Below are 21,308 nucleotides of genomic sequence, written 5' to 3'. Positions count from 1 at the left end.
GGCTATAAGGCCCTTCGCACTTGGTCTTGCAGCCGCAAAAGGGCCGCCTCGAGGCCCCTTAGGCGCAAGGGGGTGAGGAGCTCCTCCAGCCCCGCCCCCTGGTAAAAGGTGGGGGGTACCGCCAGCACGGTCTCGGGAGGCTCGCCCTCGAGGCCCTCCTTCAGCAGGCCCGCAAAGGCCCTCACCGTGGGGGCTTCATCGGGAACAAAGAAGTAAAGCCTAACCCTGCCCTCCTCCACCTCCGCCTTAAGGAAGAAAGGGGTCTGGCACTCGTGTACCCGTTCCAACTCCACTTCCTGGGGCGGGGTGGGCACCTTCTTGGCGTAGTCCAGGAGGACCTGGGCTTTGAGCTCCTTGGGCAAGGTGCGGATCAGGTCCAAAGCTTCCTGCAGCTTCTTGGGCAAGGCCATGGTCCCAGCTTAGCCCCCCTTGGGCGCGGTATGGGTGGGGCGGAGCTCCATCTCGCTCACCAAGGCCCTCTCCGGCATCTCTGCCGCAAAGACCACCGCCTGGGCCACATCAAGAGGGGAAAGCTTCCAGGAGGCGCCCACCGCATTGCCGGCAAAGCCCGTGTCCACCGAGCCTGGAAGGATGTTCACCACCCGCACCCCTTCCTCCCTAAGCTCCAGCATGGCCGCCCCCATAAGGCCCAGAAGGCCAAACTTGCTGGCGTTGTAGGCGGCCCCGCCCTTGAAGGCGTTTTTGCCCGCCAGGCTCCCGATGTTCACCACCGTGCCCTTGGAGGCCAAGAGGGCCGGCAAGGCCGCCTTGAGGCCCAAAAAGGGACCCACCAGGTTCACCTCCAAAACCTGGCGGAGCTCCTCCTCGCTTAGCTCAGAAATGGGCTTTTGCAGACCGATGCCGGCGTTATTCACCAGGAGGTCCAGCCGGCCATAGGCCTGCAAAAGGCCCGCCACCGCCCGCTGCCAATCCGCCGAAGACCGCACATCGCCAGGAAAGGCCAAGGCCCCTTCCCCCAGCTCCGCCGCCAAGGCCTGAAGCCGATTTTCGTCCCGGGCCAAGAGGCCCACCCGGTACCCCTTCCCGTGGAGGGCCCGGGCGATGGCCTCCCCGATCCCCCGGCTTGCCCCCGATACCAAGGCCACCCGCATGCCCTCTAGCTTAGCCCAAAGCGCTCCCGGATGCGGGTAAGAATCTCCCTTAGCCCCTCCTCCAACTCCCCGAATCCCCCCCGGTTCTGCAAAATCCAGGTGGCCCGCCTCCTCTTCTCCTCCTCGGGCATCTGGGCCTTCTCCCGGGCCAAGACCTCCTCCCGGGAAAACCCAGAGCGCTCCATCACCCGCCGGATGCGCTCCTCCAGGGGGGCGACCACCAAAAGGGTCCCATCCAGGCGGGCCTCCCACCCCTTTTCAAAAAGAAGGGGGATCTCCAGGAAGACCAAAGGAGCCTTAAGCTGGGCAAGCTCCTGGGCCAAAAGCCGGCGGATCTCCGGGTGGAGGAGGTCCTCCAGGGCCTTTAGCCGTTCGGGATCGGAAAAGACCACCTGGGCAAGGGCCCTTCGGTCCAGCTCCTCCCCCTTAAAGGCCTCCGGGAAAATCCTTTTCAGTTCCTCCTTCTTGTTCTCCCTGGCCCTTTGGGCCAGCTCGTCCAGGTCCAACACCGGGTATCCCCAGGCCCGCAAGAGGGAAGCCACCGTGCTTTTGCCACTGCCGATATTCCCGGTGATGCCGATAATAATGGGGTGCTTCGCCCGATCGCCCATAGGGACTTTCCCTTTTATACCCCCAAGGGGGCCATCCCCGTGGGGGGTGCTTTACGGGACCTTCTTCTGGGGAAAAGGCCCTGGGACCTGGACTTCGCGGCCCCCGAACCCGTGCGGGCGGCGGAGGAAGCCCAAGGGCACCTTGGGGGCACCCTTTTCCCCTTGGACCCCGAGCGGGGCCAGTACCGCCTGGTGACGGGAAAGCTTGTCCTGGACTTCTCCCCCCTGGAAGGCAGCCTGGAGGAAGACCTTCTTAAGCGGGATTTCCGCCTGAATGCCCTGGCCTGGAAGGGGGGGCGGGTGTGGGGGCTAAAGGGCGTGGAGGACGACCTTAGGAAAAAGGTCCTGGTCCCAGTGCGGGAGGAAAACCTCTACCAAGACAGCCTTAGAAGCCTAAGGGCGGTGCGTCTGGCAGCCAGCCTAGGCCTTGGCCTGCCCGGGAAAACCCGCAACGCCCTTTCCCGCCACGCCCGCTTCCTCAGAGAGCACCCCGAAGCCCTGCCGGCCCGGGAACGGGTAAAGGAGGAGCTCACCCGCCTCCTCCTATCCCCGCGGGCGGCTTGGGGTCTACACGTATTGGAAAGGGTGGGGCTTTTGGACCCTTATCTTCCCGAACTCCGCCTTTTGGTGGGACTGGAGCAAGGAGGGGTCCACCACCTGGACGCCTGGCGGCATACCCTTTCCGTGGTCTTCCACCTCCTTTGGCTTTGGCCGGAGGCGCCTTTGGAGGCCCGGCTGGCCGCCCTTTTCCACGACGTGGGCAAGCCCTTAACCCGCCGCTTTGACCCCCAGGTGGGCCGCTTCCGCTTCCTGGGGCATGCGGAGGTGGGGGCGGAGATGGCCAAGGCCGCCCTCCTTTGGCTCCGTTTTCCCAAGGAGGCCGTGGAAAAGGTGGAGGCTTTGGTGCGCCGCCACATGGACCGGTTACCGGACGAGGCCAAAGCCCTGCGGCGCTTCCTCTTCCGCCGAAAGGACCTTCTGCCCCACCTGGTCTACCTCATGGCCGCAGACCGCCTGGGCACAAGGGGGGTGGAGGAGGAGGCCTGGGGGGTCTTGGAAGCCCATCAAAAGGCCTTAGCTCAGCCCCTGCCCACCCGTCCCCTCCTTTCCGGGCAGGAGGTGATGGCCCTCCTTTCCCTAAGGCCCGGCCCCCTGGTGGGAAAGGCCCTGGAAGCCCTCCTCTTGGCCCAGGTGGAAGGACGGGTGACAACCCCAGAGGAGGCCAGGGCCTATCTCCTATATTGGAAGGGCCATGGAGCGGATACGCCTGCGGGAACCCCAGATCACCCCTATTGAGGGGGGGTTTCTGGTTTCCGACCCCTACGGGGTCTTCTCCAAACCCCTGGCCCTTACGGAAGGAGGGCTTTTTCTCCTCTCCCTCCTGGAGGGACGCACCCTGGAGGAGGTGCAGGAGGAGGTATTTAAAGCCCACGGGGTACTGGTACCTAAGAAGGAGTTGGAGGAGCTGCTCAAGGCCTTGGAGGAGGCCGGGCTCCTCCTTACCGGGGAGGTGGAGAGGCGGCTTAAGGAGGAAGAGGACAAGCTGAAAAAGGAGCGCCCCATGCGCCTTTCGGGCCTCTCCTACCCTGCCGGGCAGGAGGAGGCCAAAGCCTTCCTCGAGGCCTTCCGGGCCAGCTTCCCTGGGGAAGCCGGGCCCCGCCCCGAGGTCCTCCTCCTACCCCACCTGGAACCCAGCCGGGTGCCCGAGGTCTACGGGGCCGCCTTGGCGGCCCTGGAAAGCCTGCCTCCGCCGGAACGCCTCTACCTGGTGGGGGTGGCCCACCGGCCCCTCACGGAAAAGGCCGCGGCCCTTCCCGTTCCCTTCCACACCCCCTTCGGCCCCGCCCTCCCCGACCTCCCTGCCCTCCAGGCCTTAGACACCCTCCTCCCCTACGAGCTTTTCAACACACCCCTGGCCTTCCGGGAGGAGCACAGCCTGGAGCTTCCCCTCTTCTTCCTCAAGGGCGTCTTTCCAGAGGCCAAGGTTCTCCCCCTTCTGGTGGGCCGGGGAAGCCCCCAGTTAGGCGAGGCCCTGAGGGTGGTCTTAAGGGACTATCCTGGCCTGGTGGTACTGGCGGTGGACCTTTCCCATGTGGGACCCCGGTTTGGGGACCCACCCCTATCCCGCACCCTGGCGGAGGAGGCAAGGAGGCGGGACTTAGGGTTCCTGGAAAGGCTTTCCCAGGGGGAACCGGAAGCCGCCTTGGCCCACCTGGGAAACAACCCCACCCGCATTGACGGGGTGGAGGTGGTGCGAAGCCTAGCCCCCCTCCTCTTAGGACGGGAGGGCCAGGTCCTGGCCTATCGCCTGGACCTCGAGGCCCCCACCCTCTCCGCGGTGGGAGCGGGGACCCTGGCCCTTTAGCGCCGCCGGCGGCGCCTTCTGGTACGGGTTTCCGCCGGACGATGCACGGGGCCCTCGTCCTTGGGGGTCCACTCGCCGAAGTAGACGGTGTTCACCGTGGCCCTTTCGGGCCGGTCGTCGCGGTTCCTATCCTTGGGCGGTCCTACCACTTTGCGCATGGCTACCTCCTTGGCCTCTTTCCCCCGGGCCGGCTTGGCCCGGGCATCCTCTTTATGAACCTCCTCCTGGTAGGGCAGGAAGTCTATTTGCCGAAGCCTGGGATTGGCGGCAGCAATCACCACCTCCATCTCGTCCCCTAGGCGGATTCTCTTACCCTTAGGGCCCAAAAGGGCCAGGGCCTCCTCGCTATAGGTGTAGGGGCCCAGGGCCTCGAGGCGCACCAGGCCTTCCACCCCGTTTCTCAGCATGACAAAGGCGCCAAAGCTGGCCACCCCGGTCACCTTGCCCAGGAAACGCTCCCCCAGGTGGAGCTCCGCCCACTTGGCCATGTAGTACTTGGTGAGCTCCCTCTCCGCCGCCTCCGCCTTCCTCTCCATCTCCGAGGCCTGCTCGGCGATGGCGGGGAAGGTCTCCTGCCAGCGGGCCTTCTTGGCCGGGGTGAGGCTGCGCCGGAGGATGGCCTTCAGCACCCGATGCACCACCAGATCGGGGTAGCGGCGGATGGGGCTGGTGAAGTGCAGGTAGTGCTCCATGGCCAGGCCGAAATGCCCCAGGTTCTCGGCGGCATACCGGGCCAGGCGCAAGGAGCGCAGGACCAGGTTGGCCACCACGGGCTCTTCCGGGCGCCCCTTGGCCTCCAGAAGCACCCGTTGCAAGGCCTTGGAGGAAAGCTTCTCCGGCAGGGGGTACCCCAGCCGGGCCAAGGCGGTGCGGAGCTTCCCGTAGGCCTCCTCCAAGGGCTCCTCGTGCACCCGAAAGAGCCCAGGCAGCCCCTTTTTCACCAGGTGCTCGGCCACCACCTGGTTGGCGAGGAGCATGAGCTCCTCAATGAGGCTTCGCGCCCTGGGCTCCTCCTGGGGGATGAGGTGCAGGGTGCCGTTTTCCACCTCCACCTTGACCTCAGGGAAGCTGAAGTCCAAGGATCCCGCCTCGAGGCGCCTTTGCCTAAGCCTCTGGGTGAGGTCCAGTAGCTCCTTCAGGTCCTGGGCCAAGAAGGCGTGCTCCTCGGGCAGGCCAAACCCCTCGGCAAAGGCCTCCACCTCGGTGTAGGTGAGGCGGGCCACGCTCCTGATCACCCCTTCGGCGAAGCGGACCCGTTGGATGTGGAGCTCCTGGTCCAAATCCACCAACACAGAGAGCACCAGGCGGTCCTCATGGGGCTTTAAGGAGCAGACCCCGTTGGAAAGCCTTTCGGGTAGCATGGGCAAAACCCGCCCCGGTAGGTAGACGCTGGTCCCTCTCTGAAGCGCCTCCTGGTCCAGGGGGCTACCCTCCTTCACGTAATGGGAAACGTCAGCGATGTGCACCCCCACCCGGTAGCCGGTGGGAAGTACCTCCAGGTGGATGGCGTCGTCAAAGTCCTTGGCGTCCACCCCGTCAATGGTGAAAACCCTTAGGTGACGGAAGTCTTGCCGCCTCCTGAGCTCGGCCTCGGGGATCTCCAGGGGGATGGCCTCCGCTTCCTTTAGCACCTCCTCCGGGAACTCGGCCCTCAGGCCATACTTGGCGATCACCGCCTCGGTTTCCGTTTCCGGGACGTCCCCCTCGCCCAGGTACTCCAAGAACTCCCCATAGGGACGCCGGTGGTAGTGCACCTTGACCACGATCCGGCTCCCCCGCTTGAGGCCATGAAGCCCCTCGGGAAGTAGCCTCAGTTCCGGAAGCCCCGGCTCATCGGGAAGGAGCACGGCATACCCCTTACGGAAATCCAGGGTACCCACGAGCCGCTCCCGGGCCCGCTTCAGGACGCGCTCCACCACCCCCCAGGGCTTCCCGTCCCGGCCCGGGGGCATGACCCGGGCCTCCACCAGGTCATCCGGCCAGGCCTCCCCCGTATAGCCTGGGGGGATGAAAAGGTCCTTCTCGGGAAGGCGCACGAAGCCGTAGCCATCCCGGTGCAGGCTAATGGGCCCCTGCACCCGGTTGGGCAAAAAGTACTGGCTTCCCTTCTTCTCCAGAAGGCCCTCCCGTACCAGGGCCTTCAGGTAGGCCTTGGCCTCCCGCTTTTCCAATCCGAAGCGCCTGAGGATCTCCTCCAGGCGATGGGGCTTCCCGGTCTTTTTGAAAAACTCCAGTAAGGTTTCCCGCATTCTATCCCAGGAGGCCCTCCAGGGCCTTCTCCGTGGCCTTCAGGCTCTCCGAGAAGGCCGTAAGGGCCTCGTCCACATGCTCCTTGCCGATGATGAGGGGGGGCTCGAGGCGCACCACCTTGGGGTTATTGAGGCCAAAGGCGGTGATCACCCCCCTCTCCGCCAGCTCCGCCACCACCAGGGCACCGATGTCGGCATCGGTAAACTCCACCCCCAGCATCAGGCCCCGGCCCCGCACGTCCTCTATGAGGTGAGGGTACTGGGCCTTAAGGGCCTTTAGGCCCTCCATCAGGTACCTTCCCATCTCCAAGGCCCTTTGCGGCAGGTTCTCCTTCAGGGTCACCTCAATGGCCGCCAGGGCCGCCGCCGCCGCCAAGGGGTTGCCACCAAAGGTGGAGGAGTGGAAGAGGGGGTTTTGCCGGAAGATCTCAAAGACCTCCCTCCTACCCACGCAGGCCCCGATGGGCATCACCCCACCCCCCAAGGCCTTGGCCAGGGTCATGAGGTCGGGGGCCACCCCTTCCCAGTCCACCCCAAAAAGCCTCCCCGTGCGCCCAAGGCCGGTCTGCACCTCGTCGGCGATCATGAGAACGCCCTTTTTTCGGGTTAGCTCCCGCACCCCCTTTAGGTAGCCTTCTGGGGGCACCCGGATGCCCCCTTCCCCCTGGATGGGCTCCACGATCACCGCGGCCGTCTCCCCGTCTATGGCCGCCTCCAAGGCCTCCAGGTCCCCGTAGGGCACCACCTTGATCCCGGGGAGCAGGGGCTTGGCGGGGTCCTGGTACTGGGGCCTGGGGGTGAGGGAAAGGGCCCCCATGGTCTTGCCGTGAAACCCCCCCTCCGTGGTGATGATGCCGGGTTTTCCCGTGTAGGCCCGGGCCAGCTTGATGGCCGCCTCCACCGCCTCCGCCCCCGAGTTGCCGAAAAAGACCATCTCCAAGCCCTCGGGCGTGATCTCCGCCAGTTTGGCCGCCAGCCTCGCCGTGGGCTCGGACACCAAAACCCGAACCGACATGGGCATGCGCTCCAGTTGGGCCCTAACCGCCTCCACCACCTGGGGATGGCGGTGGCCCAGGTTCAAGGTGCCGTAGAGGCCCAAGAAGTCCAGGTAGCGCTTACCCGTGGTATCCCAGACGTAGGGGCCTTCCGCATGGGACTCCATCCGGTCCAGACCGGTGAAGCGGAGGAGGCCTGCCAGTCCAGGGTCGATGTGGCGCTCAAAAAGCGTAAAGGGGTCGTGGCTCATGCCCACAATGCTATCCTAAGTGTAGCACGCTTAAGGCTTGGTAGATGTCTTCCGGAATGCGGCCAGCCCTCTCCCCCACCTGGCACAGATGCCGGGTAAAGCCTTCGGCCAGAAGCACCCCGTCCCGTTCCACCCGGTAGCGGAAAAGGAGGTCCCGCCGGGAAAGCTGGGCCAGGCGGGTTCGCACCAAAACCTCCTCCCCAAAGCGGGCGGGGGCGCGAAAGGTTAGGCCCAGCTCCACCACGGGGAAAAACACCCCCCTGGCCTCCACCTGGTGGTAGGGCAGACCCGCCTTCTCCAGAAACTCCACGCGGGCCGCCTCCAAGTACACCGCATACACGGAGTGGTGGACCACCCCCATCTGGTCGGTCTCCGCATACCGCACCTTTATGCGGGTCTCGCTCTCCACGGCACAAACTCCAGGCGAGGCAGGTGGCGCAGGCGCACCCGCCGGGCGATGGCGGAAAGGAGCCTTCTCTCGGCGTGGCTCAAGGCCGCCAAGGCCCTTTCCTCGTCACGGAAAGCTTCCACGTACACCGTAAGGACTCTGCCGTCGGGGGAAAGGCGCACCGCCTCCACGGTGAGGAGAAAGAGCCGGGGGTCTTCCAGGCCATGGATGGCCTCGGCCAGCGCCCGCCTAAGGCGCTCCTCCAGATGGGCCTTTCCGTAGCTCACCGCCTAAAGTTTACTCCTGGTCCAGGCGAAGGACCAAGCCCGCAAGCTTCCTCGCCACCTCCTCCGCTCCTTCCCTGGCCTCCACCATGACCCGCACCACGGGCTCGGTGCCCGAGGGGCGTACGTTCACCCGGCCGAAGCCCTCAAGCCTTTCCTCGGCCTCCCGCACCGCCTCCTGGAGCCTCGGATGGCCCAGGACCTTCTTCTTGTCCGAGACCCGCACGTTCAAAAGCACCTGGGGGTACATGGGCAGGGCCTCGTACCAGTCCGCAAGGTCCCCACCCATGGCCTTTAGGGCCTTGAGGGTGAGAAGGGCGGTGAGAAGGCCATCCCCGGTGGTGTGATGCCGGAGGAAGATCACGTGCCCCGAGGGCTCTCCTCCTAAGGCAAGCCCCTTTTCCTTAAGCATCTCCAACACGTAGCGGTCTCCCACCGCCGCCCGGTGGAAGTCCAGGCCCTTTTCCCTTAAGGCCACCTCGAGGCCCATGTTGCTCATCACCGTGCCCACCGCCCCCTTTTCCCCAAAGGCCAAGGCCGCCAGGTAGAGGATGTGGTCCCCGTGGAAAAGCCGGCCCTTGCGGTCTAGGAACTGCACCCGGTCCCCGTCCCCGTCAAAGGCGATCCCCAGGTCCAGGCCCAGCTCCACCACGAAACGCGAGAGGGCCTCGGGGTGGGTGGAGCCGCAATCCTTGTTGATGTTCCGCCCATCTGGGGTGTTGAAGAAGGCCATCACCTCGGCCCCCGCCCGTTGGAAAAGCTTCGGACCTAGGCGGTAGGTGGCCCCGTGGGCCAGGTCCAGGCCCACCTTAAGGCCCGAAAGGTCGGGGGCGTGGGAGAGGAGGAAGTCCAGATACATCCTCTCCGCTTCCCGAAAATCCCCCACGGTGCCGATACCCCGGGTGGGATGGTCCTCCTCCAGGAGGGCTTCTATCTCTTCCTCCACCGGATCGGGAAGTTTCTCCCCCTCGGGCCCAAAAAACTTGATGCCGTTGTCCTGGTAGGGGTTGTGGCTGGCGGAGATCATGGCCCCGGCGCTGGCCTTAAGGTGCCGGGTCAGGTAGGCAAGCCCGGGGGTGGGTAGCACCCCCAGGTGCTCCACCCTGACCCCCTGGCTCATGAGCCCCGCCGCCAAGGCGGCCTCCAGGAGGTCGCTGGACTCCCGGGTGTCCTTGGCCAGGAGGACCACGGGCCTAGGGGCCTCCCGGCGAAAGTAGGCCCCCGCCGCCTGGCCCAGCCTAAGGACGAAATCCGGGGTAAGGGGGGGCTTGCCCGCCTCCCCCCGCACCCCGTCGGTACCAAAGTAGCGCCTCATGGGGAAGACTATACCGCTCTAGGCCTTGGCGGAAAGCCAGTCCTCCCCGATGCCCACCTCCACCTCCAGGGGCACCGCCAAGGGCCACACCCCCTCCATGATCCCCTTGGCCTCTTGGGCCACCTCCTCCGCCCGGTCCTTGGGGGCCTCGAGCACCAGCTCGTCATGCACCTGGAGAAGCATCCGGGCCCCCAGGGCCTCCAGCCTGGGGAAAAGCCTCACCATGGCCAGCTTCATGAGATCCGCCGCCGTCCCCTGCACCGGCATGTTGAAGGCCATGCGCTCCGCGGCCTCCCGGATGCTCTTGACCCGGGAGGTAAGGTCGGGCACGTAGCGCCTACGGCCAAAAAGGGTTTCCACATAGCCCCGCTCCCGCCCCTCGGCCAGGGTCTTCTCAATCCAAGCCCGCACCTTGGGGTAGCTCTGGAAGTAGCGCTCAATAAAGGCCACCGCCTCCTCGTAGGGGATGGAAAGCTCCCCCGAAAGCCGGTGGGCGGACATCCCGTACAGGACCCCGAAGTTGATGGTCTTGGCCGCCCGGCGCATCAGGGGGTCCACGGCCTCGGGAGGCACCCCAAACATCCAGCTGGCGGTTTGGGTGTGGATATCCTGCCCCTCCTGGAAGACCCGGATCAGATTCTCGTCCCCGGAAAGATGGGCCAAAACCCGGAGCTCTATCTGGCTATAGTCCAAGGCCACCAGGGTCCACCCCTCTTCCGCGATGAAGGCGCGGCGGATCCGCTGGCCCAAAGGGGTGCGCACGGGGATGTTCTGCAGGTTGGGGTCGGAGCTGCTTAGGCGCCCGGTGGCAGTGGCCGTCTGGTTGAAGCGGGTGTGGAGGCGGCCCGTCTTAGGGTGGACCAGGCCGGGGAGGGGGTCAATGTAGGTGCCCTTCAGCTTGGCTAGCTCCCGGTACTGGAGGATGTGCTCCACGATGGGGTGGACATGCCGCAAGGCCTCGAGGACCGCGGCACTGGTGGAGCGCTTGCCCGTCTTCTCCGTCTTGCCGATGGCGGGAAGCCCGAGCTCGTCAAAGAGGACCCTTTCCAGCTGGTCGCGGGAGTTCAGGTTAAAAGGATGCCCCGCCAGGCGGTGCACCTCCTCCTCCAGCCGCCCAAGCTCCGCCTCCACCTCCAGGGAAAGGGCCTTAAGGTAGGCCACGTCCAGCCGCACCCCCGTGGCCTCCATCTGGGCCAGGACCCGGGATAGGGGTTTCTCCACCTCCTGGTAAAGCCAAAGTAGCCGCTCCTCCCCCCCAAGCCGCTCCCGGAGGGCGGCATGGAGCCTTTCGCAAAGAAGCGCCCTTTCCCCCGCCTCCTCCGTCCACTCCCCCCCGTACCGCCGGGCCACCCCCTCGGGGGTGGTGTTGGCGGGATCCAGAAGGTAGGCGAGGAGCATGGGGTCATCCCCAGGCACCAGGGAGATCCCTTCCCTTAAAGCCACCACCGCCAGGTCCTTGGCCAGTAGGCCCCGGGCCTCCCCAAGCTCCCCCAGGGCGGCCAAAGGGTTTTCCGCCCGGTACACCCGCCCCTCCAAAGCCGCCGCCAGGGCCCTGAGTTCGGCCCACATGGGCTCAGGCCTGGAGAGGACAAACCCCACGAAAGCCCCTTCAGGAGGTGGCCAAGGGGCTTCCTCCGCCGCTATGGGGCTTTGCAAAAGGCCAAACTCATGGAGGAGGCTGCCAAACTCAAGCCTTTCCAAAAAGGCCCTGAGGGCCTCCCGGTCAGGCTCCCGGCGCCCGGCAAAGTCCACCTCCAAGGGCAGGTCCGTGCGCACCCGGGAAAGCTCCAAGGAAAGCTGCAGGTCCTCCAGGTGGGCCTGGATCTTCTCGCGAAGATGGGCGGGCTTCACCTGGTCCAGGTTCCGCAAAAGGTTTTCCAGGCTCCCCCATTCCCGGACCAGCTTGGCCGCGGTCTTCTCCCCGATCCCCTTAACCCCGGGGATGTTGTCGGAAGGGTCCCCGGCTAGGGCCCGGTAGTCCACCCACTGGGAGGGTTTTAGGCCGTACCTCTCCCAAAGCCACTCCGGGGTGATGAGGTACCCTTCCGGGTGCAGGATGGCGATCCGCTCCGATAGGAGCTGGTAGAGGTCCCGGTCGGCGGTGAGGATGCGCACCTCGTAGCCTTCCCGTTCCGCCCTTTTGGCCAAGGTGGCCAAGACGTCGTCGGCCTCAAAGCCTGGGACCTCGAGGCGCATTAGTCCCAAAAGGTCCACCAGCTCCTTGATAAGGGCCAGCTGCCGGGGAAAGTCCTCCGGGGTGGGGGCCCGCCCCGCCTTGTAGGCCTCGTAGGCCTGGTGGCGGAAGGAGGGGGCCTTGGCGTCAAAGACCACCACCACCACGTCCCCGTCCTCCTTGAGGGCCTTCAAGAGGCTTTTGGCAAAGCCGTACACCGCCTGCACCGGCTCGCCGCGGCTGGTGGTGAGGCCCTTGAGGGCGAAGAAGGTGCGGTAGGCCAGGTGGTGGCCATCCACCAAAAGGACCCGGCCCTTGGGCTCAAAAAGGGGCAGCATCGCCCTTATGCTACCCTAGTCCTCCGCCCGGACCTGCCCCCGGGTGAGGTTCCTCACCTCTCGCAAAAGCTCCTCCTTTTCCCCGGCAGGAAGCCGCACGCAAAAGCGCACCCCTTCCGGCCGGTAGTCCTCCGTCACCGCAAGGGAGCGGGAGCGTAAGAGCCCGTGCACCCGGCCCACCTCGGAGAAAGGCACCAAAAAGCGCACCTCCTCCCACGCCACGAGGGGCGCCTTAGGGGCTCGCCGCAAGGCCTCGGCGGCCACACCCCCATAGGCCCGCACCAACCCCCCGGCCCCCAGCTTGATGCCCCCAAAGTAGCGCACCACCAGGACCACCACCCCGTCCAGCCCCTGGGCCTCAATGGCGTGAAGGATGGGTTTGCCCGCGGTGCCTGTGGGCTCGCCGTCGTCAGAGAAACGGTAGAGGTGGCCCAGCTTGTAGGCATAGCAGTTATGGGTGGCCTGGGGCTCGCGGTTCGCCGCCAAAAAGGCCAAGGCCTCCTCCTCCGAGGCCACCGGAGCCGCCTTGGCGATGAAGCGGCTCTTCTGGACCGTCTCCTCATGGACCACCTTGTCCGCCAGGGTGTAGGCCATCTACGCCGCTTCCTCCAAGGCCCGGCGGGCCGCCTCCTCCATTCCCCGGGGGTCTGGGAGGAACCCCGTCCAGATGCGGAAAGCCAAGGCCCCTTGCCAGGCCAGCATGGGAAGCCCCGTCTGTACCCGAAGGCCCCTCTCCTGGGCCTCCCTTAGAAACCGGGTCCAGAGGGGGCGGTAGACCAGGTCCACCGCCGCCCCTTCCTTGGGGAAAAGCGCGGCCGGTAAGGGGGTGGCCCCTGGGTCCTTAAGCCCCACGCTGGTGGCGTTCACGATGAGCCGAGCCTCCTGGGCCTTCTCCAGGGGGACAGCCTCGAGGCCAAACTCCTCCGCCAAGGCCTGGGCCTTTTCCCAGGTGCGGTTCCAAATCCAAACCCTAAGGCCCGCCTCCCGCAAGGCCCAGGCCACCGCCCGCCCCGCCCCTCCGGCCCCCAGGACCAAGGCCGGGCCCACCAGGGGAATCCCCCCGGCCTTCAGGGCTTCCAGAAAGCCTGGGGCGTCGGTGTTGAAGCCCAGAAGCCTTCCCTCCACGGAAAGCACCGTGTTCACCGCCCCTATGGCCTTAGCCTCCGGGGACACCCAGTCCAGAAGGGGCAAGGCCGCCTCCTTGAGGGGAATGGTGAGGTTCACTCCCCGATATTCCCGGCGCACCACTTTAAGACGCTCCTCCAGGGCCTCGAGGGGCGTCTCCCAGGCCTCGTAGCTTCCCGCAAGCCCTGAGGAAGCCAGGGCGTGCCGGTGCATGGCCGGGGAAAGGGAGTGAGCTATGGGGTAACCCAAGACCGCCAGACGCAGCACAGGTCTCATACCCCTATTCTCCTGTTGCCCCGCCGAGATGACGCCTACCCAAGGTCCTTTCCGGGGCCCCCACCCAGGCAGGGGCCAGGGTGGGGTGGTATCAGGATACCCCACCACACTTTTCCTCCAAGGCCGTATAGAATGAGGGCGGTGAAAAGGCTCTTGGCCCTCGGCTTCCTCCTCTCCCTAGCCCTAGGGAAGACCTACCTTATCCCCATCCAGGGGGAGATCGATCCCGCCTTGGCCGTCTTCGTGGACCAGGCGCTAACCCGGGCGGAGCGGGAAGGAGCCAGTGGGGTGGCCTTCCTCATCGACACCCCAGGGGGCCGGGTGGACGCCGCCATCCGCATCTCGGACCGCATCCTGCAAACCCCCCTCCCCACCCTGGCCGTGGTGCAGAACGCCTTTTCCGCCGGGGCCCTGGTCGCCCTTTCCTGCCGCCAGGTGGTCATGCTCCCGGGCTCGGAGATCGGGGCGGCCCTGCCAGTGGTGGCCTTGCCCCTTCAGGAGCCCCAGGCGGCGGACCAGAAGATCATCTCCGCCCTCAAGGGTAAGTTCCGCGCGGTAGCCGAGGCCAGGGGTAGGCCTGCGGAGCTAGCGGAGGCCATGGTGGACCCCAACCTGGAAATCCCGGGCCTCTCCGCCAAAGGGGAGCTCCTCACCCTCTCCGCGGACAAGGCAGTGGAGCTGAAGGTGGCGGACTTCAAGGCGGGGAGCCTCTCCGAGGCCCTGCGCCAGGCCGGTTACACCCTGGAAACGGAAAGGCTGCAGCCGGGCCCCAGGGTACAGGTGGCCCGGTTCCTCACCAGCTCCACCGTGGCCGGGCTCCTTTTGGCCCTTGGGCTTTTGCTCCTTCTCCTGGAGCTCTTCACCCCGGGGTTCGGAGTGGCGGGGGCCTTGGGGCTGGCCTTCCTGGCCCTCTACTTCGCCGGGGGATGGCTGGCGGGGCTCTCCGGGGCTTTTGAGCTCATCTTGTTTTTCTTGGGGGTGGCCCTCCTGCTGGCCGAGGCCTTTCTCTTTCCAGGGTTCGGCATCGCCGGAGCCTTGGGGGTTGGCTCCATCCTGGCCTCGGTCTACTTTACCTTCGGGGAAAACGCCCTGATGGTGATCGCCATCGCGGTGATCGCCTTGGGCCTGGGCCTTCTTCTGGTCTTCCGCTTCCTGCCCAGAACCCGTCCCGCACGGGCCTTGGTGCTGGAAAGCGCCATCTCCGAACACGCCACAGGGGATGAGGTGGAGGTGGGGGCCATCGGCGTGGCCCTCACGGACCTGAGGCCGGGGGGCGTGGCCCGCTTCGGCAACAAGCGCATAGACGTGGTAGCCAACCGGGGTTTCCTGCCCAAGGGCACCACCTTGAGGGTGGTGGAGGTCAGGGGGCCCACGGTGGTGGTGGAAGCCTTGGAGGAGTGATATGGAAGGATTGGGTGTGCTTTTTCTGGCTTTTATCGTCCTTGTTCTGGTCTTCTTGTTCTTTAGCTTCATCCCCGTAGGCCTCTGGATCTCCGCCTGGGCGGCAGGGGTCCGGGTGCCCCTCATCACCCTGGTGGCCATGCGCCTCAGGCGGGTACCCCCGGCCAAGATCATCTACCCCCTCATCAAGGCCACCAAGGCGGGGTTGGACGTGCGCTTGGACCGCCTCGAGGCCCACTACCTGGCCGGGGGCAACGTGGACCGGGTGGTGGATGCCCTCATCGCCGCCGACAAGGCGGGGATCAAGCTCACCTTTGACCGAGCCGCGGCCATAGACCTGGCGGGGCGGGACGTGTTGGAAGCGGTGCGGGTTTCCGTGAACCCCAAGGTGATCCAGACCCCCATGGTGGCCGCCGTGGCCAAGGATGGCATCCAGCTTCTGGCCACCGCCCGGGTCACGGTAAGGGCCAACATTGACCGCCTGGTGGGCGGGGCTGGGGAGGAGACCATCATCGCCCGGGTGGGGGAAGGCATCGTGACCACCATCGGCAGCGCCAACTCCCACAAGGAGGTCTTGGAAAACCCGGACCGCATCAGCAAGACCGTGCTGGAAAAGGGCCTTGACGCCGGCACCGCCTTTGAGATCCTCTCCGTGGACATCGCCGACGTGGACGTGGGCAAGAACATCGGGGCCCAGCTGCAAATAGACCAGGCGGAGGCGGATAAGAAGATCGCCCAAGCCAAGGCGGAGGAGCGCCGGGCCATGGCCGTGGCCGCGGAGCAGGAGAACCGGGCCCTGGTGGAGGCCATGCGGGCCAAGCTGGTGGAGGCCCAGGCCCAGGTGCCTTTGGCCCTGGCCGAGGCCCTGCGGGCCGGAAGGCTTGGGGTCATGGACTATTACCGCCTGAAGAACATCGAGGCCGACACCGACATGCGGGAGTCCATCAGCCGGGCGGCCAAGCCCGAGGGTGAGGAATGAGTTTAGACAACCTTCTGGGTCTCCTTTTCCTCCTCTTCTTTATCGTCATCCCGGCCCTCCAGGGCCTCAGCCGGCGGGGCCAGCCTCCTCCCCCACCCGATTTCCCCTTGGACCTCCCCGAACCCGAATCCCCACCCCGTCCCAGGCCCAAAGCCCGGCCCAAGCCAAAACCCCGGCCTACCCCTCCCCCCGCCTCTTTGCCCACCGAGGCCGCCTCCTTGGAGCGCTACCCCAGCCCGGAACGCACGCCCCTGGAGGTCAGCTTCCGCGAAACCCTCTCCCCGGAAGAACCCCGCAAGAAAGCGCCCAAAAAGAGGCTGGTCGCCACCGACGGTGAGAGCATCCTGAAAGGGGTGATATGGCACGAAATCCTGAAGAAGCCCAAAGGCTGGTGATCCCTCTAAAATCCGAGGAAACCCTGGCCTTCTTGGGCCAGGCGGACCGCAACCTTAAAAAGCTCCGGGCCCTCTTCCGGGAAGCCTTTGGCGACCGGCTAAAGCTCATCGTGCGGGGTAACCAGGTGGAGCTGGAAGGCGAAAGGGAAGCCTTGGAGGTGGCCGAGCGGACGGTGCGGGACCTCCTGGCCCTCCTAAGGCAAGGGGCGGAGCTGGATCCTCCCACCCTGGAACAGGCGGTGGCCCTGGCCCTGCAGGGGGAAGGCCTCTACCAGGCCACCACCCCGGAAACCGAGCTGGCGCTACCCGGCCGCCTCCGGCCCAAAACCCCGGGGCAGCGGCGGTACGTGGAGGCCATCGCCACCCACGACATCACCTTCGGCATCGGCCCTGCCGGCACCGGCAAGACCTACTTGGCCGTGGCCATGGCGGTGAGCCACCTTAGGGCCAGAAGGGTGAAGCGCATCATCCTCACCCGGCCCGCGGTGGAGGCCGGGGAAAAGCTGGGTTTCTTGCCCGGGGACATCCAAGCCAAGGTGGATCCCTACCTCCGCCCCCTCTACGATGCCCTTTTTGACATGATCGACGCCGAGCGCTTTGAGCAGTACCTCCAGTCCGGGATCATTGAGGTGGCCCCTTTGGCCTTCATGCGGGGCCGGACCCTCAACGATGCCTTCATCATCCTGGACGAGGCGCAAAACACCACCCCAGAGCAGATGAAGATGTTCCTCACCCGCATGGGCTTCTCCTCCAAGATGGTCATCACCGGGGACATCACCCAGATCGACCTGCCCAAGCACCAAAGGTCGGGGCTTGTGGAAGCCATCCGGATCCTTAAGGGCATTGAGGGCATCGCCTTCATCTACTTCAAGGAATCCGACGTGGTGCGCCACCCCCTGGTGGCCCGCATCATCAAGGCCTATGAGGAAGCCGAACGCGGTGGGGATCGTAGCCAATAAAAGGCCCCCCAAAGGCCTTATCCCTAGGCTCCGCCAGGCCCTTTCCGCCCTGATGGAGGAACTGGGCGTGGGGGAAAAGGCGGTCACGGTCATCCTTACCGGGGATCGCAGGATCAGAAGCCTGAAACGGGAATGGTGGGGAGAGGATGAGGCCACGGACGTCCTTTCCTTTCCCCACTATGAGCCCGGGGACCCCTTTGTGCCCCCGCACCTGGGGGATATCTGGATCAGCCTGGACACCGCCAAAAGGCAGGCGGAGGAAAGAGGGGTTCCCCTGGAGGAGGAGGTGCTCACCCTGGCCGCCCATGGGCTATGGCACCTCCTGGGCCACGACCACCAGAAGGAGGAGGATTGGGAAGGGTTCCGCCGCGTTCAAGAGAGGATCCTCAGCCTCTGAAGGGCGTTTGGCGCTCCTTCGGCTACGCCTGGGAGGGCCTGGTCTACGCCTGGCGGGTGCAGCGCAATTTCCGCCTCGAGGTCTACCTGGCCCTCCTAGCCCTGGGCCTGACCCTCTGGCTGGGGGTCAACCCAGTGCCGGTCCTCCTCATCAGCGCCCTGGTGCTCTCCCTGGAGCTCCTGAACACCGCCCTGGAGGCCCTGGCCGACCTGGTAAGCCCGGTGTTCCACCCCCTGGTCAAACGGGCCAAGGACACGGCGGCAGCAGCGGTGCTTTTGGCCAGCTTCCTCGCCCTCCTCCTGGGCCTCTATCTCTTTCTGCCTCCCCTCCTGGGACGTTTTGGGCTAAGCTAGTCCTATGGACCACGAGGAAAGGGAGATGATCCTGGAGATTTTTCCAGGAACTCCCCCCGAACTTCTCCCCATTGGGGAGATTCTTTATTATCGCGACGAGGAAGGGCGGGTGATCATCCAGGAAAAGGGGCCGCCGGAGCTCCGCCTGACCCTGGACCCCTTGCCCGGAACCCTGGGAAGCCCCCAGGTGTGCGAGGCCTGCCGCCGCCACCTTTCGGGAAGCGCCTTGGGGTTCTTCCGCCACCCGGTGGGCGGAAGGGAAACCCACCTCCGCTACCTGGTCCTGTGCTTGGACACCGCCACCTGCGCCAGCCATGCGGAGCCCGAGCGTTTGAGGGAAATCCTCCTTCGCGGTATACTCACCTGAGAAGGAGGCCCTTGGGCCAAGGAGGTCGGCTTTGGCCGACCTTCATGACTTACGAGGTGAGTTATGGCGCGCGAGGTAAAGCTAACCAAGGCCGGTTACGAGCGGCTCATGCAGCAACTTCTGCAGGAACGGGAGCGCCTGCAAGAGGCCACCCGCATCCTGCAGGAGCTCATGGAGTCCTCCGACGACTACGACGACTCAGGTCTGGAGGCGGCCAAGCAGGAAAAGGCCCGCATCGAGGCCCGGATCGATAGCCTCGAGGACATCCTCTCCCGGGCGGTGATCATAGAAGGGGCCACCACCGAGGTGATCGGCCTGGGCTCGGTGGTGGAGCTGGAGGACCCGGTCACCGGAGAACGCCTGGAGGTGCAGGTGGTCTCCCCCGCCGAGGCCAGCGTCCTGGAGACCCCCATGAAGATCTCCGACGCCTCTCCCATGGGCAAAGCCCTCCTGGGCCACAGGGAGGGGGATGTGCTCAGCCTGGAAACCCCTAAGGGCAAGAAGGAGTTCCGGGTGGTCTCGGTGCGCGGCTGAACATGAACGAGCAGACACGGCAACGCCTACTCAACCTGGAAGCCCTGGTGGAGGCGGGTTTTCAACCCTACCCCTACCGGTATCCCAAAACCCATAGCGCCAAGGAAATCCTATCCGCTAAGGAGGGGGCCCCCCCGGAAAGCGAGTGGCCCGAAGAGGTGGCCCTGGCCGGGCGCATCGTGGCCCTTAGGCGCATGGGCAAGGTCACCTTTGCCCACCTCCTGGACGGAAGCGGCAGGATCCAGCTTTACTTCCAGAAGGACCTTACCCCTCGGTATGAACTCCTGAAAAAACTGGACGTGGGGGACATCCTGGGGGTTAAGGGCCCGGTCTTCACCACCAAGACCGGTGAGGTTACGGTAAAGGTCCTCTCCTGGACCCCTTTGGTGAAAAGCCTCCACCCCCTCCCCGACAAGTGGCACGGGATCAAGGACAAGGAGGTGCGCTACCGGCAGCGCTACCTGGACCTGATCGTCAACCCCGAGGTCCGGGAGATTTTCCAACGGCGCACGGCCATGGTGCGCTATATTCGCCGCTTCTTTGAGGAGCGGGGGTTTTTTGAGGTGGAAACCCCCATCCTCCAACCCACCACCGGGGGCGCCGAGGCCCGGCCATTTAAAACCTATCACCATGCCCTAGACCACGAGTTTTACCTTCGGATCTCCTTGGAGCTTTACTTGAAGCGCCTTCTGGTGGGCGGATTTGAAAAGGTGTTTGAGATCGGACGCAACTTCCGCAACGAGGGTATCGATCACAACCACAACCCCGAGTTCACCATGCTGGAGGCCTATTGGGCCTACGCCGACTACCAGGACATGGCCACGCTGGTGGAGGAACTGCTTTCCGGCCTGGTCCTCCACCTCTTTGGCTCCTACCGGGTCCCCTACCAGGGCCGGACTCTGGACTTCACCCCACCCTTTAGGCGCATCTCCTTTGTGGAAGCCCTGAAGGAGAAGGCGGGCCTTCCCTTTGACCCCTTGGACCTGGAAAGGCTAAGGATTTTCGCCGATGCCCACCACCCGGAACTGGCCCATGTCCCCAGCTACAAGCTCCTGGACAAGCTTTTCGGCATTTATGTGGAACCTGAGCTCCAGAACCCCACCTTCGTCTTTGACTTCCCTTTGGCCATCAGCCCCCTGGCCAAGCGGCACCGGGAAAAACCCGGCCTCACCGAACGCTGGGACCTCTATGCGGCCGGGATGGAGCTGGCCCCCGCCTACTCCGAGCTCAACGACCCCCTGGACCAAAGGGAGCGCTTCCTGGAACAGGCCAGGCGCAGACGTGAAGGGGACGAGGAGGCCCCCGAGCCCGACGAGGACTTTCTCCTGGCCCTGGAATACGGCATGCCCCCGGCGGCGGGGCTTGGCTTGGGCCTGGACCGCCTGGCCATGATCCTCACCGACCAGCCCTCCCTAAGGGATGTCCTCCTCTTCCCCCTCCTCAAGCCCAAGCGGGAGCTGGTGGAGGAAGAAGCCTAGGTGGCGGAAAGGGCAGCCCGCCTCAGCTTCCTGGCGGCCCTCCTGGTCTTAGGGCTTAAGGGGGTGGCCTACCTGCTCACCGGCTCGGTGGCCCTTCTTTCCGATGCCCTCGAGTCCACGGTGAACGTGGCGGCCGCGCTTCTGGCCCTCTTCGCCATCCGCTTCGCCCAGAGGCCCCCCGACGAAACCCACCCCTTTGGCCACACCAAGGCCGAGTACTTCTCCGCGGTGCTGGAGGGGGCCTTGGTGGTGCTGGCTGCCCTCCTCATCACCAAGGAGTCCATCCCCCGCCTCCTGGAGCCCAAGCCCCTCGAGGGCCTGGGGCCTGGTCTATTGGTCAGCCTCGTGGCCTCCCTCCTCAATGGGCTCCTGGCCTGGCACCTCATCCGCCAGGGAAAGCTACTCCGCTCCCCTGCCCTCACCGCCGATGGGTACCATGTGCTTTCCGATGTCCTGACCTCCGTGGGGGTGCTGGCCGGCGTGGGCCTTGCCTGGGCCACGGGGTTATGGGTGCTGGATCCCCTCCTGGCCCTATTGGTGGCGGGGAACATCCTCCTCATGGGCTTCCGCCTGGTGCGCCAGTCCGTGGGGGGGCTTATGGACGAGGGCCTCCCCCCGGAGGAGGTGGGGCGGATCCGGGAAACCATTGGCAAGGCCTTGCGAGAAAGGGCCCTGGAGGTCCACGACCTAAAGACCCGCAAGGCGGGAAACCGGGCCTTTTTGGAGTTCCACCTGGTGGTGCCGGGGTCCATGACGGTGGAAGAAGCCCACCGGCTCTGCGATGAGCTGGAAAGGGTTCTGGAGAGGAGTTTCCCCGGGCTTGCCGTCACCATCCACGTGGAACCCGAAAGCGAGCGTAAACGCCCGGGGTGAGGAAGCTGCGGCCCAAGGCTCAGGGAAGACCCCTCGCAGGGCGTTCCCCTCTACCCTGGCCACCTGGCCCCCTGGGAAAGGCGGGGCTGG

The 21,308-nt window shown here is 65.4% G+C and carries 23 protein-coding genes; 12 read left to right on the top strand and 11 right to left on the bottom strand.

Translation table 11 applies throughout. The features are described from left to right. Positions 1 to 2 precede the first annotated feature (2 nt). From L0D18_RS03340 to coaE, 3 genes are read right to left on the bottom strand one after another with little or no spacing between them, the layout of a single operon-like run. Positions 3 to 410, bottom strand: a complete 408-nt coding sequence (locus L0D18_RS03340) for a SufE family protein (RefSeq protein WP_243027356.1) — start codon at positions 408 to 410, stop codon at positions 3 to 5. Positions 411 to 419: 9 nt separating this feature from the next. Continuing rightward, complete coding sequence (locus L0D18_RS03335) at positions 420 to 1,112, bottom strand: SDR family oxidoreductase (RefSeq protein ID WP_243027355.1); 693 nt, start codon at positions 1,110 to 1,112, stop codon at positions 420 to 422. Between the two features lie 5 nt (positions 1,113 to 1,117). Continuing rightward, positions 1,118 to 1,723 (bottom strand): dephospho-CoA kinase, encoded by a 606-nt coding sequence (gene coaE, locus L0D18_RS03330; protein ID WP_243027354.1) that lies wholly within the window; start codon positions 1,721 to 1,723, stop codon positions 1,118 to 1,120. Between coaE and L0D18_RS03325 the strand changes: the two genes are divergently transcribed. Both L0D18_RS03325 and amrB read left to right on the top strand, forming a co-directional pair. Then, positions 1,703 to 3,019 (top strand): HDIG domain-containing metalloprotein, encoded by a 1,317-nt coding sequence (locus L0D18_RS03325; RefSeq protein WP_243027353.1) that lies wholly within the window; start codon positions 1,703 to 1,705, stop codon positions 3,017 to 3,019. The genes coaE and L0D18_RS03325 overlap by 21 nt on opposite strands. Continuing rightward, on the top strand, positions 2,976 to 4,088 hold the full coding sequence (amrB, locus tag L0D18_RS03320) for an AmmeMemoRadiSam system protein B (RefSeq protein WP_243027352.1): 1,113 nt from the start codon (positions 2,976 to 2,978) through the stop codon (positions 4,086 to 4,088). Before L0D18_RS03325 ends, amrB begins: the two co-directional genes overlap by 44 nt. Here amrB and rnr read toward each other — a convergent pair. From rnr to aroE, 8 genes are read right to left on the bottom strand one after another with little or no spacing between them, the layout of a single operon-like run. Beyond that, complete coding sequence (gene rnr, locus L0D18_RS03315) at positions 4,085 to 6,337, bottom strand: ribonuclease R (protein WP_243027351.1); 2,253 nt, start codon at positions 6,335 to 6,337, stop codon at positions 4,085 to 4,087. The two genes, amrB and rnr, sit on opposite strands and share 4 nt — an antisense overlap. A 1-nt stretch (position 6,338) precedes the next feature. Continuing rightward, positions 6,339 to 7,583 carry an aspartate aminotransferase family protein gene (locus L0D18_RS03310; RefSeq protein ID WP_243027350.1) on the bottom strand — a complete coding sequence of 415 codons (1,245 nt, stop codon included), beginning with the start codon at positions 7,581 to 7,583 and terminating at the stop codon, positions 6,339 to 6,341. A 10-nt stretch (positions 7,584 to 7,593) separates the two neighbouring features. Further along, a complete protein-coding gene (locus L0D18_RS03305) occupies positions 7,594 to 7,992 on the bottom strand; it encodes an acyl-CoA thioesterase (protein WP_243027349.1) in 399 nt (132 codons plus the stop codon). After that, positions 7,971 to 8,258 (bottom strand): ribosome-binding factor A, encoded by a 288-nt coding sequence (locus L0D18_RS03300; RefSeq protein WP_243027348.1) that lies wholly within the window; start codon positions 8,256 to 8,258, stop codon positions 7,971 to 7,973. Before L0D18_RS03300 ends, L0D18_RS03305 begins: the two co-directional genes overlap by 22 nt. Before the next feature lie 10 nt (positions 8,259 to 8,268). Beyond that, entirely contained in the window at positions 8,269 to 9,570 is a 1,302-nt protein-coding gene (gene glmM, locus L0D18_RS03295; protein WP_243027347.1) for a phosphoglucosamine mutase, read from the bottom strand. A gap of 18 nt (positions 9,571 to 9,588) precedes the next feature. Continuing rightward, positions 9,589 to 12,090 carry a DNA polymerase I gene (gene polA / locus L0D18_RS03290; protein WP_243027442.1) on the bottom strand — a complete coding sequence of 834 codons (2,502 nt, stop codon included), beginning with the start codon at positions 12,088 to 12,090 and terminating at the stop codon, positions 9,589 to 9,591. Between the two features lie 6 nt (positions 12,091 to 12,096). Beyond that, positions 12,097 to 12,675: an IMPACT family protein gene (locus tag L0D18_RS03285; RefSeq protein ID WP_243027346.1), complete on the bottom strand. Its 579-nt coding sequence runs from the start codon at positions 12,673 to 12,675 to the stop codon at positions 12,097 to 12,099. Next, positions 12,676 to 13,473, bottom strand: a complete 798-nt coding sequence (aroE, locus tag L0D18_RS03280) for a shikimate dehydrogenase (protein ID WP_243027440.1) — start codon at positions 13,471 to 13,473, stop codon at positions 12,676 to 12,678. 141 nt (positions 13,474 to 13,614) lie between these two features. Here aroE and L0D18_RS03275 point away from each other — a divergent pair, with 141 nt between their 5' ends. The 10 genes from L0D18_RS03275 (at position 13,615) to L0D18_RS03230 (ending at position 21,218) form a co-directional block, all read left to right on the top strand. Then, complete coding sequence (locus L0D18_RS03275; RefSeq protein ID WP_243027345.1) at positions 13,615 to 14,883, top strand: NfeD family protein; 1,269 nt, start codon at positions 13,615 to 13,617, stop codon at positions 14,881 to 14,883. 1 nt (position 14,884) lies between these two features. Beyond that, positions 14,885 to 15,862 carry a flotillin-like protein FloA gene (gene floA, locus L0D18_RS03270; protein ID WP_243027344.1) on the top strand — a complete coding sequence of 326 codons (978 nt, stop codon included), beginning with the start codon at positions 14,885 to 14,887 and terminating at the stop codon, positions 15,860 to 15,862. Further along, complete coding sequence (locus L0D18_RS03265; protein WP_243027343.1) at positions 15,859 to 16,257, top strand: hypothetical protein; 399 nt, start codon at positions 15,859 to 15,861, stop codon at positions 16,255 to 16,257. The genes floA and L0D18_RS03265 overlap by 4 nt, the downstream gene beginning before the upstream one ends. Next, positions 16,221 to 17,216, top strand: a complete 996-nt coding sequence (locus L0D18_RS03260; RefSeq protein WP_243027342.1) for a PhoH family protein — start codon at positions 16,221 to 16,223, stop codon at positions 17,214 to 17,216. The genes L0D18_RS03265 and L0D18_RS03260 overlap by 37 nt, the downstream gene beginning before the upstream one ends. Beyond that, complete coding sequence (ybeY, locus tag L0D18_RS03255) at positions 17,179 to 17,613, top strand: rRNA maturation RNase YbeY (protein WP_243027341.1); 435 nt, start codon at positions 17,179 to 17,181, stop codon at positions 17,611 to 17,613. The genes L0D18_RS03260 and ybeY overlap by 38 nt, the downstream gene beginning before the upstream one ends. Further along, positions 17,568 to 17,966 (top strand): diacylglycerol kinase, encoded by a 399-nt coding sequence (locus tag L0D18_RS03250; protein ID WP_243027340.1) that lies wholly within the window; start codon positions 17,568 to 17,570, stop codon positions 17,964 to 17,966. The genes ybeY and L0D18_RS03250 overlap by 46 nt, the downstream gene beginning before the upstream one ends. A gap of 4 nt (positions 17,967 to 17,970) precedes the next feature. Next, the gene (locus L0D18_RS03245; protein ID WP_114312502.1) at positions 17,971 to 18,333 is read left to right on the top strand and encodes a hypothetical protein; all 363 of its coding nucleotides are present in this window, start codon (positions 17,971 to 17,973) and stop codon (positions 18,331 to 18,333) included. Positions 18,334 to 18,396: 63 nt separating this feature from the next. Further along, a complete protein-coding gene (locus L0D18_RS03240; protein ID WP_243027339.1) occupies positions 18,397 to 18,867 on the top strand; it encodes a GreA/GreB family elongation factor in 471 nt (156 codons plus the stop codon). Between the two features lie 2 nt (positions 18,868 to 18,869). Continuing rightward, entirely contained in the window at positions 18,870 to 20,345 is a 1,476-nt protein-coding gene (gene lysS / locus L0D18_RS03235; protein ID WP_243027338.1) for a lysine--tRNA ligase, read from the top strand. Continuing rightward, the gene (locus L0D18_RS03230) at positions 20,346 to 21,218 is read left to right on the top strand and encodes a cation diffusion facilitator family transporter (protein ID WP_243027337.1); all 873 of its coding nucleotides are present in this window, start codon (positions 20,346 to 20,348) and stop codon (positions 21,216 to 21,218) included. Positions 21,219 to 21,308 lie beyond the last annotated feature (90 nt).

This window comes from Thermus albus, assembly GCF_022760855.1.
GTDB classification, from domain to species: domain Bacteria; phylum Deinococcota; class Deinococci; order Deinococcales; family Thermaceae; genus Thermus; species Thermus albus.
This window is presented reverse-complemented; position numbering and strand designations above follow the sequence as displayed.

What these genes read in the sequence shown, in the direction of transcription:
- L0D18_RS03340 (WP_243027356.1), bottom strand. Translation starts at nt 410, where the DNA reads ATGGCCTTGCCCAAGAAGCTGCAGGAAGCTTTGGACCTGATCCGCACC.
- L0D18_RS03335 (WP_243027355.1), bottom strand. Translation starts at nt 1,112, where the DNA reads ATGCGGGTGGCCTTGGTATCGGGGGCAAGCCGGGGGATCGGGGAGGCC.
- coaE (WP_243027354.1), bottom strand. Translation starts at nt 1,723, where the DNA reads ATGGGCGATCGGGCGAAGCACCCCATTATTATCGGCATCACCGGGAAT.
- amrB (WP_243027352.1), top strand. Translation starts at nt 2,976, where the DNA reads ATGGAGCGGATACGCCTGCGGGAACCCCAGATCACCCCTATTGAGGGG.
- rnr (WP_243027351.1), bottom strand. Translation starts at nt 6,337, where the DNA reads ATGCGGGAAACCTTACTGGAGTTTTTCAAAAAGACCGGGAAGCCCCAT.
- L0D18_RS03310 (WP_243027350.1), bottom strand. Translation starts at nt 7,583, where the DNA reads ATGAGCCACGACCCCTTTACGCTTTTTGAGCGCCACATCGACCCTGGA.
- glmM (WP_243027347.1), bottom strand. Translation starts at nt 9,570, where the DNA reads ATGAGGCGCTACTTTGGTACCGACGGGGTGCGGGGGGAGGCGGGCAAG.
- L0D18_RS03285 (WP_243027346.1), bottom strand. Translation starts at nt 12,675, where the DNA reads ATGGCCTACACCCTGGCGGACAAGGTGGTCCATGAGGAGACGGTCCAG.
- L0D18_RS03275 (WP_243027345.1), top strand. Translation starts at nt 13,615, where the DNA reads ATGAGGGCGGTGAAAAGGCTCTTGGCCCTCGGCTTCCTCCTCTCCCTA.
- floA (WP_243027344.1), top strand. Translation starts at nt 14,885, where the DNA reads ATGGAAGGATTGGGTGTGCTTTTTCTGGCTTTTATCGTCCTTGTTCTG.
- L0D18_RS03265 (WP_243027343.1), top strand. Translation starts at nt 15,859, where the DNA reads ATGAGTTTAGACAACCTTCTGGGTCTCCTTTTCCTCCTCTTCTTTATC.
- L0D18_RS03260 (WP_243027342.1), top strand. Translation starts at nt 16,221, where the DNA reads ATGGCACGAAATCCTGAAGAAGCCCAAAGGCTGGTGATCCCTCTAAAA.
- ybeY (WP_243027341.1), top strand. Translation starts at nt 17,179, where the DNA reads ATGAGGAAGCCGAACGCGGTGGGGATCGTAGCCAATAAAAGGCCCCCC.
- L0D18_RS03245 (WP_114312502.1), top strand. Translation starts at nt 17,971, where the DNA reads ATGGACCACGAGGAAAGGGAGATGATCCTGGAGATTTTTCCAGGAACT.
- L0D18_RS03240 (WP_243027339.1), top strand. Translation starts at nt 18,397, where the DNA reads ATGGCGCGCGAGGTAAAGCTAACCAAGGCCGGTTACGAGCGGCTCATG.
- lysS (WP_243027338.1), top strand. Translation starts at nt 18,870, where the DNA reads ATGAACGAGCAGACACGGCAACGCCTACTCAACCTGGAAGCCCTGGTG.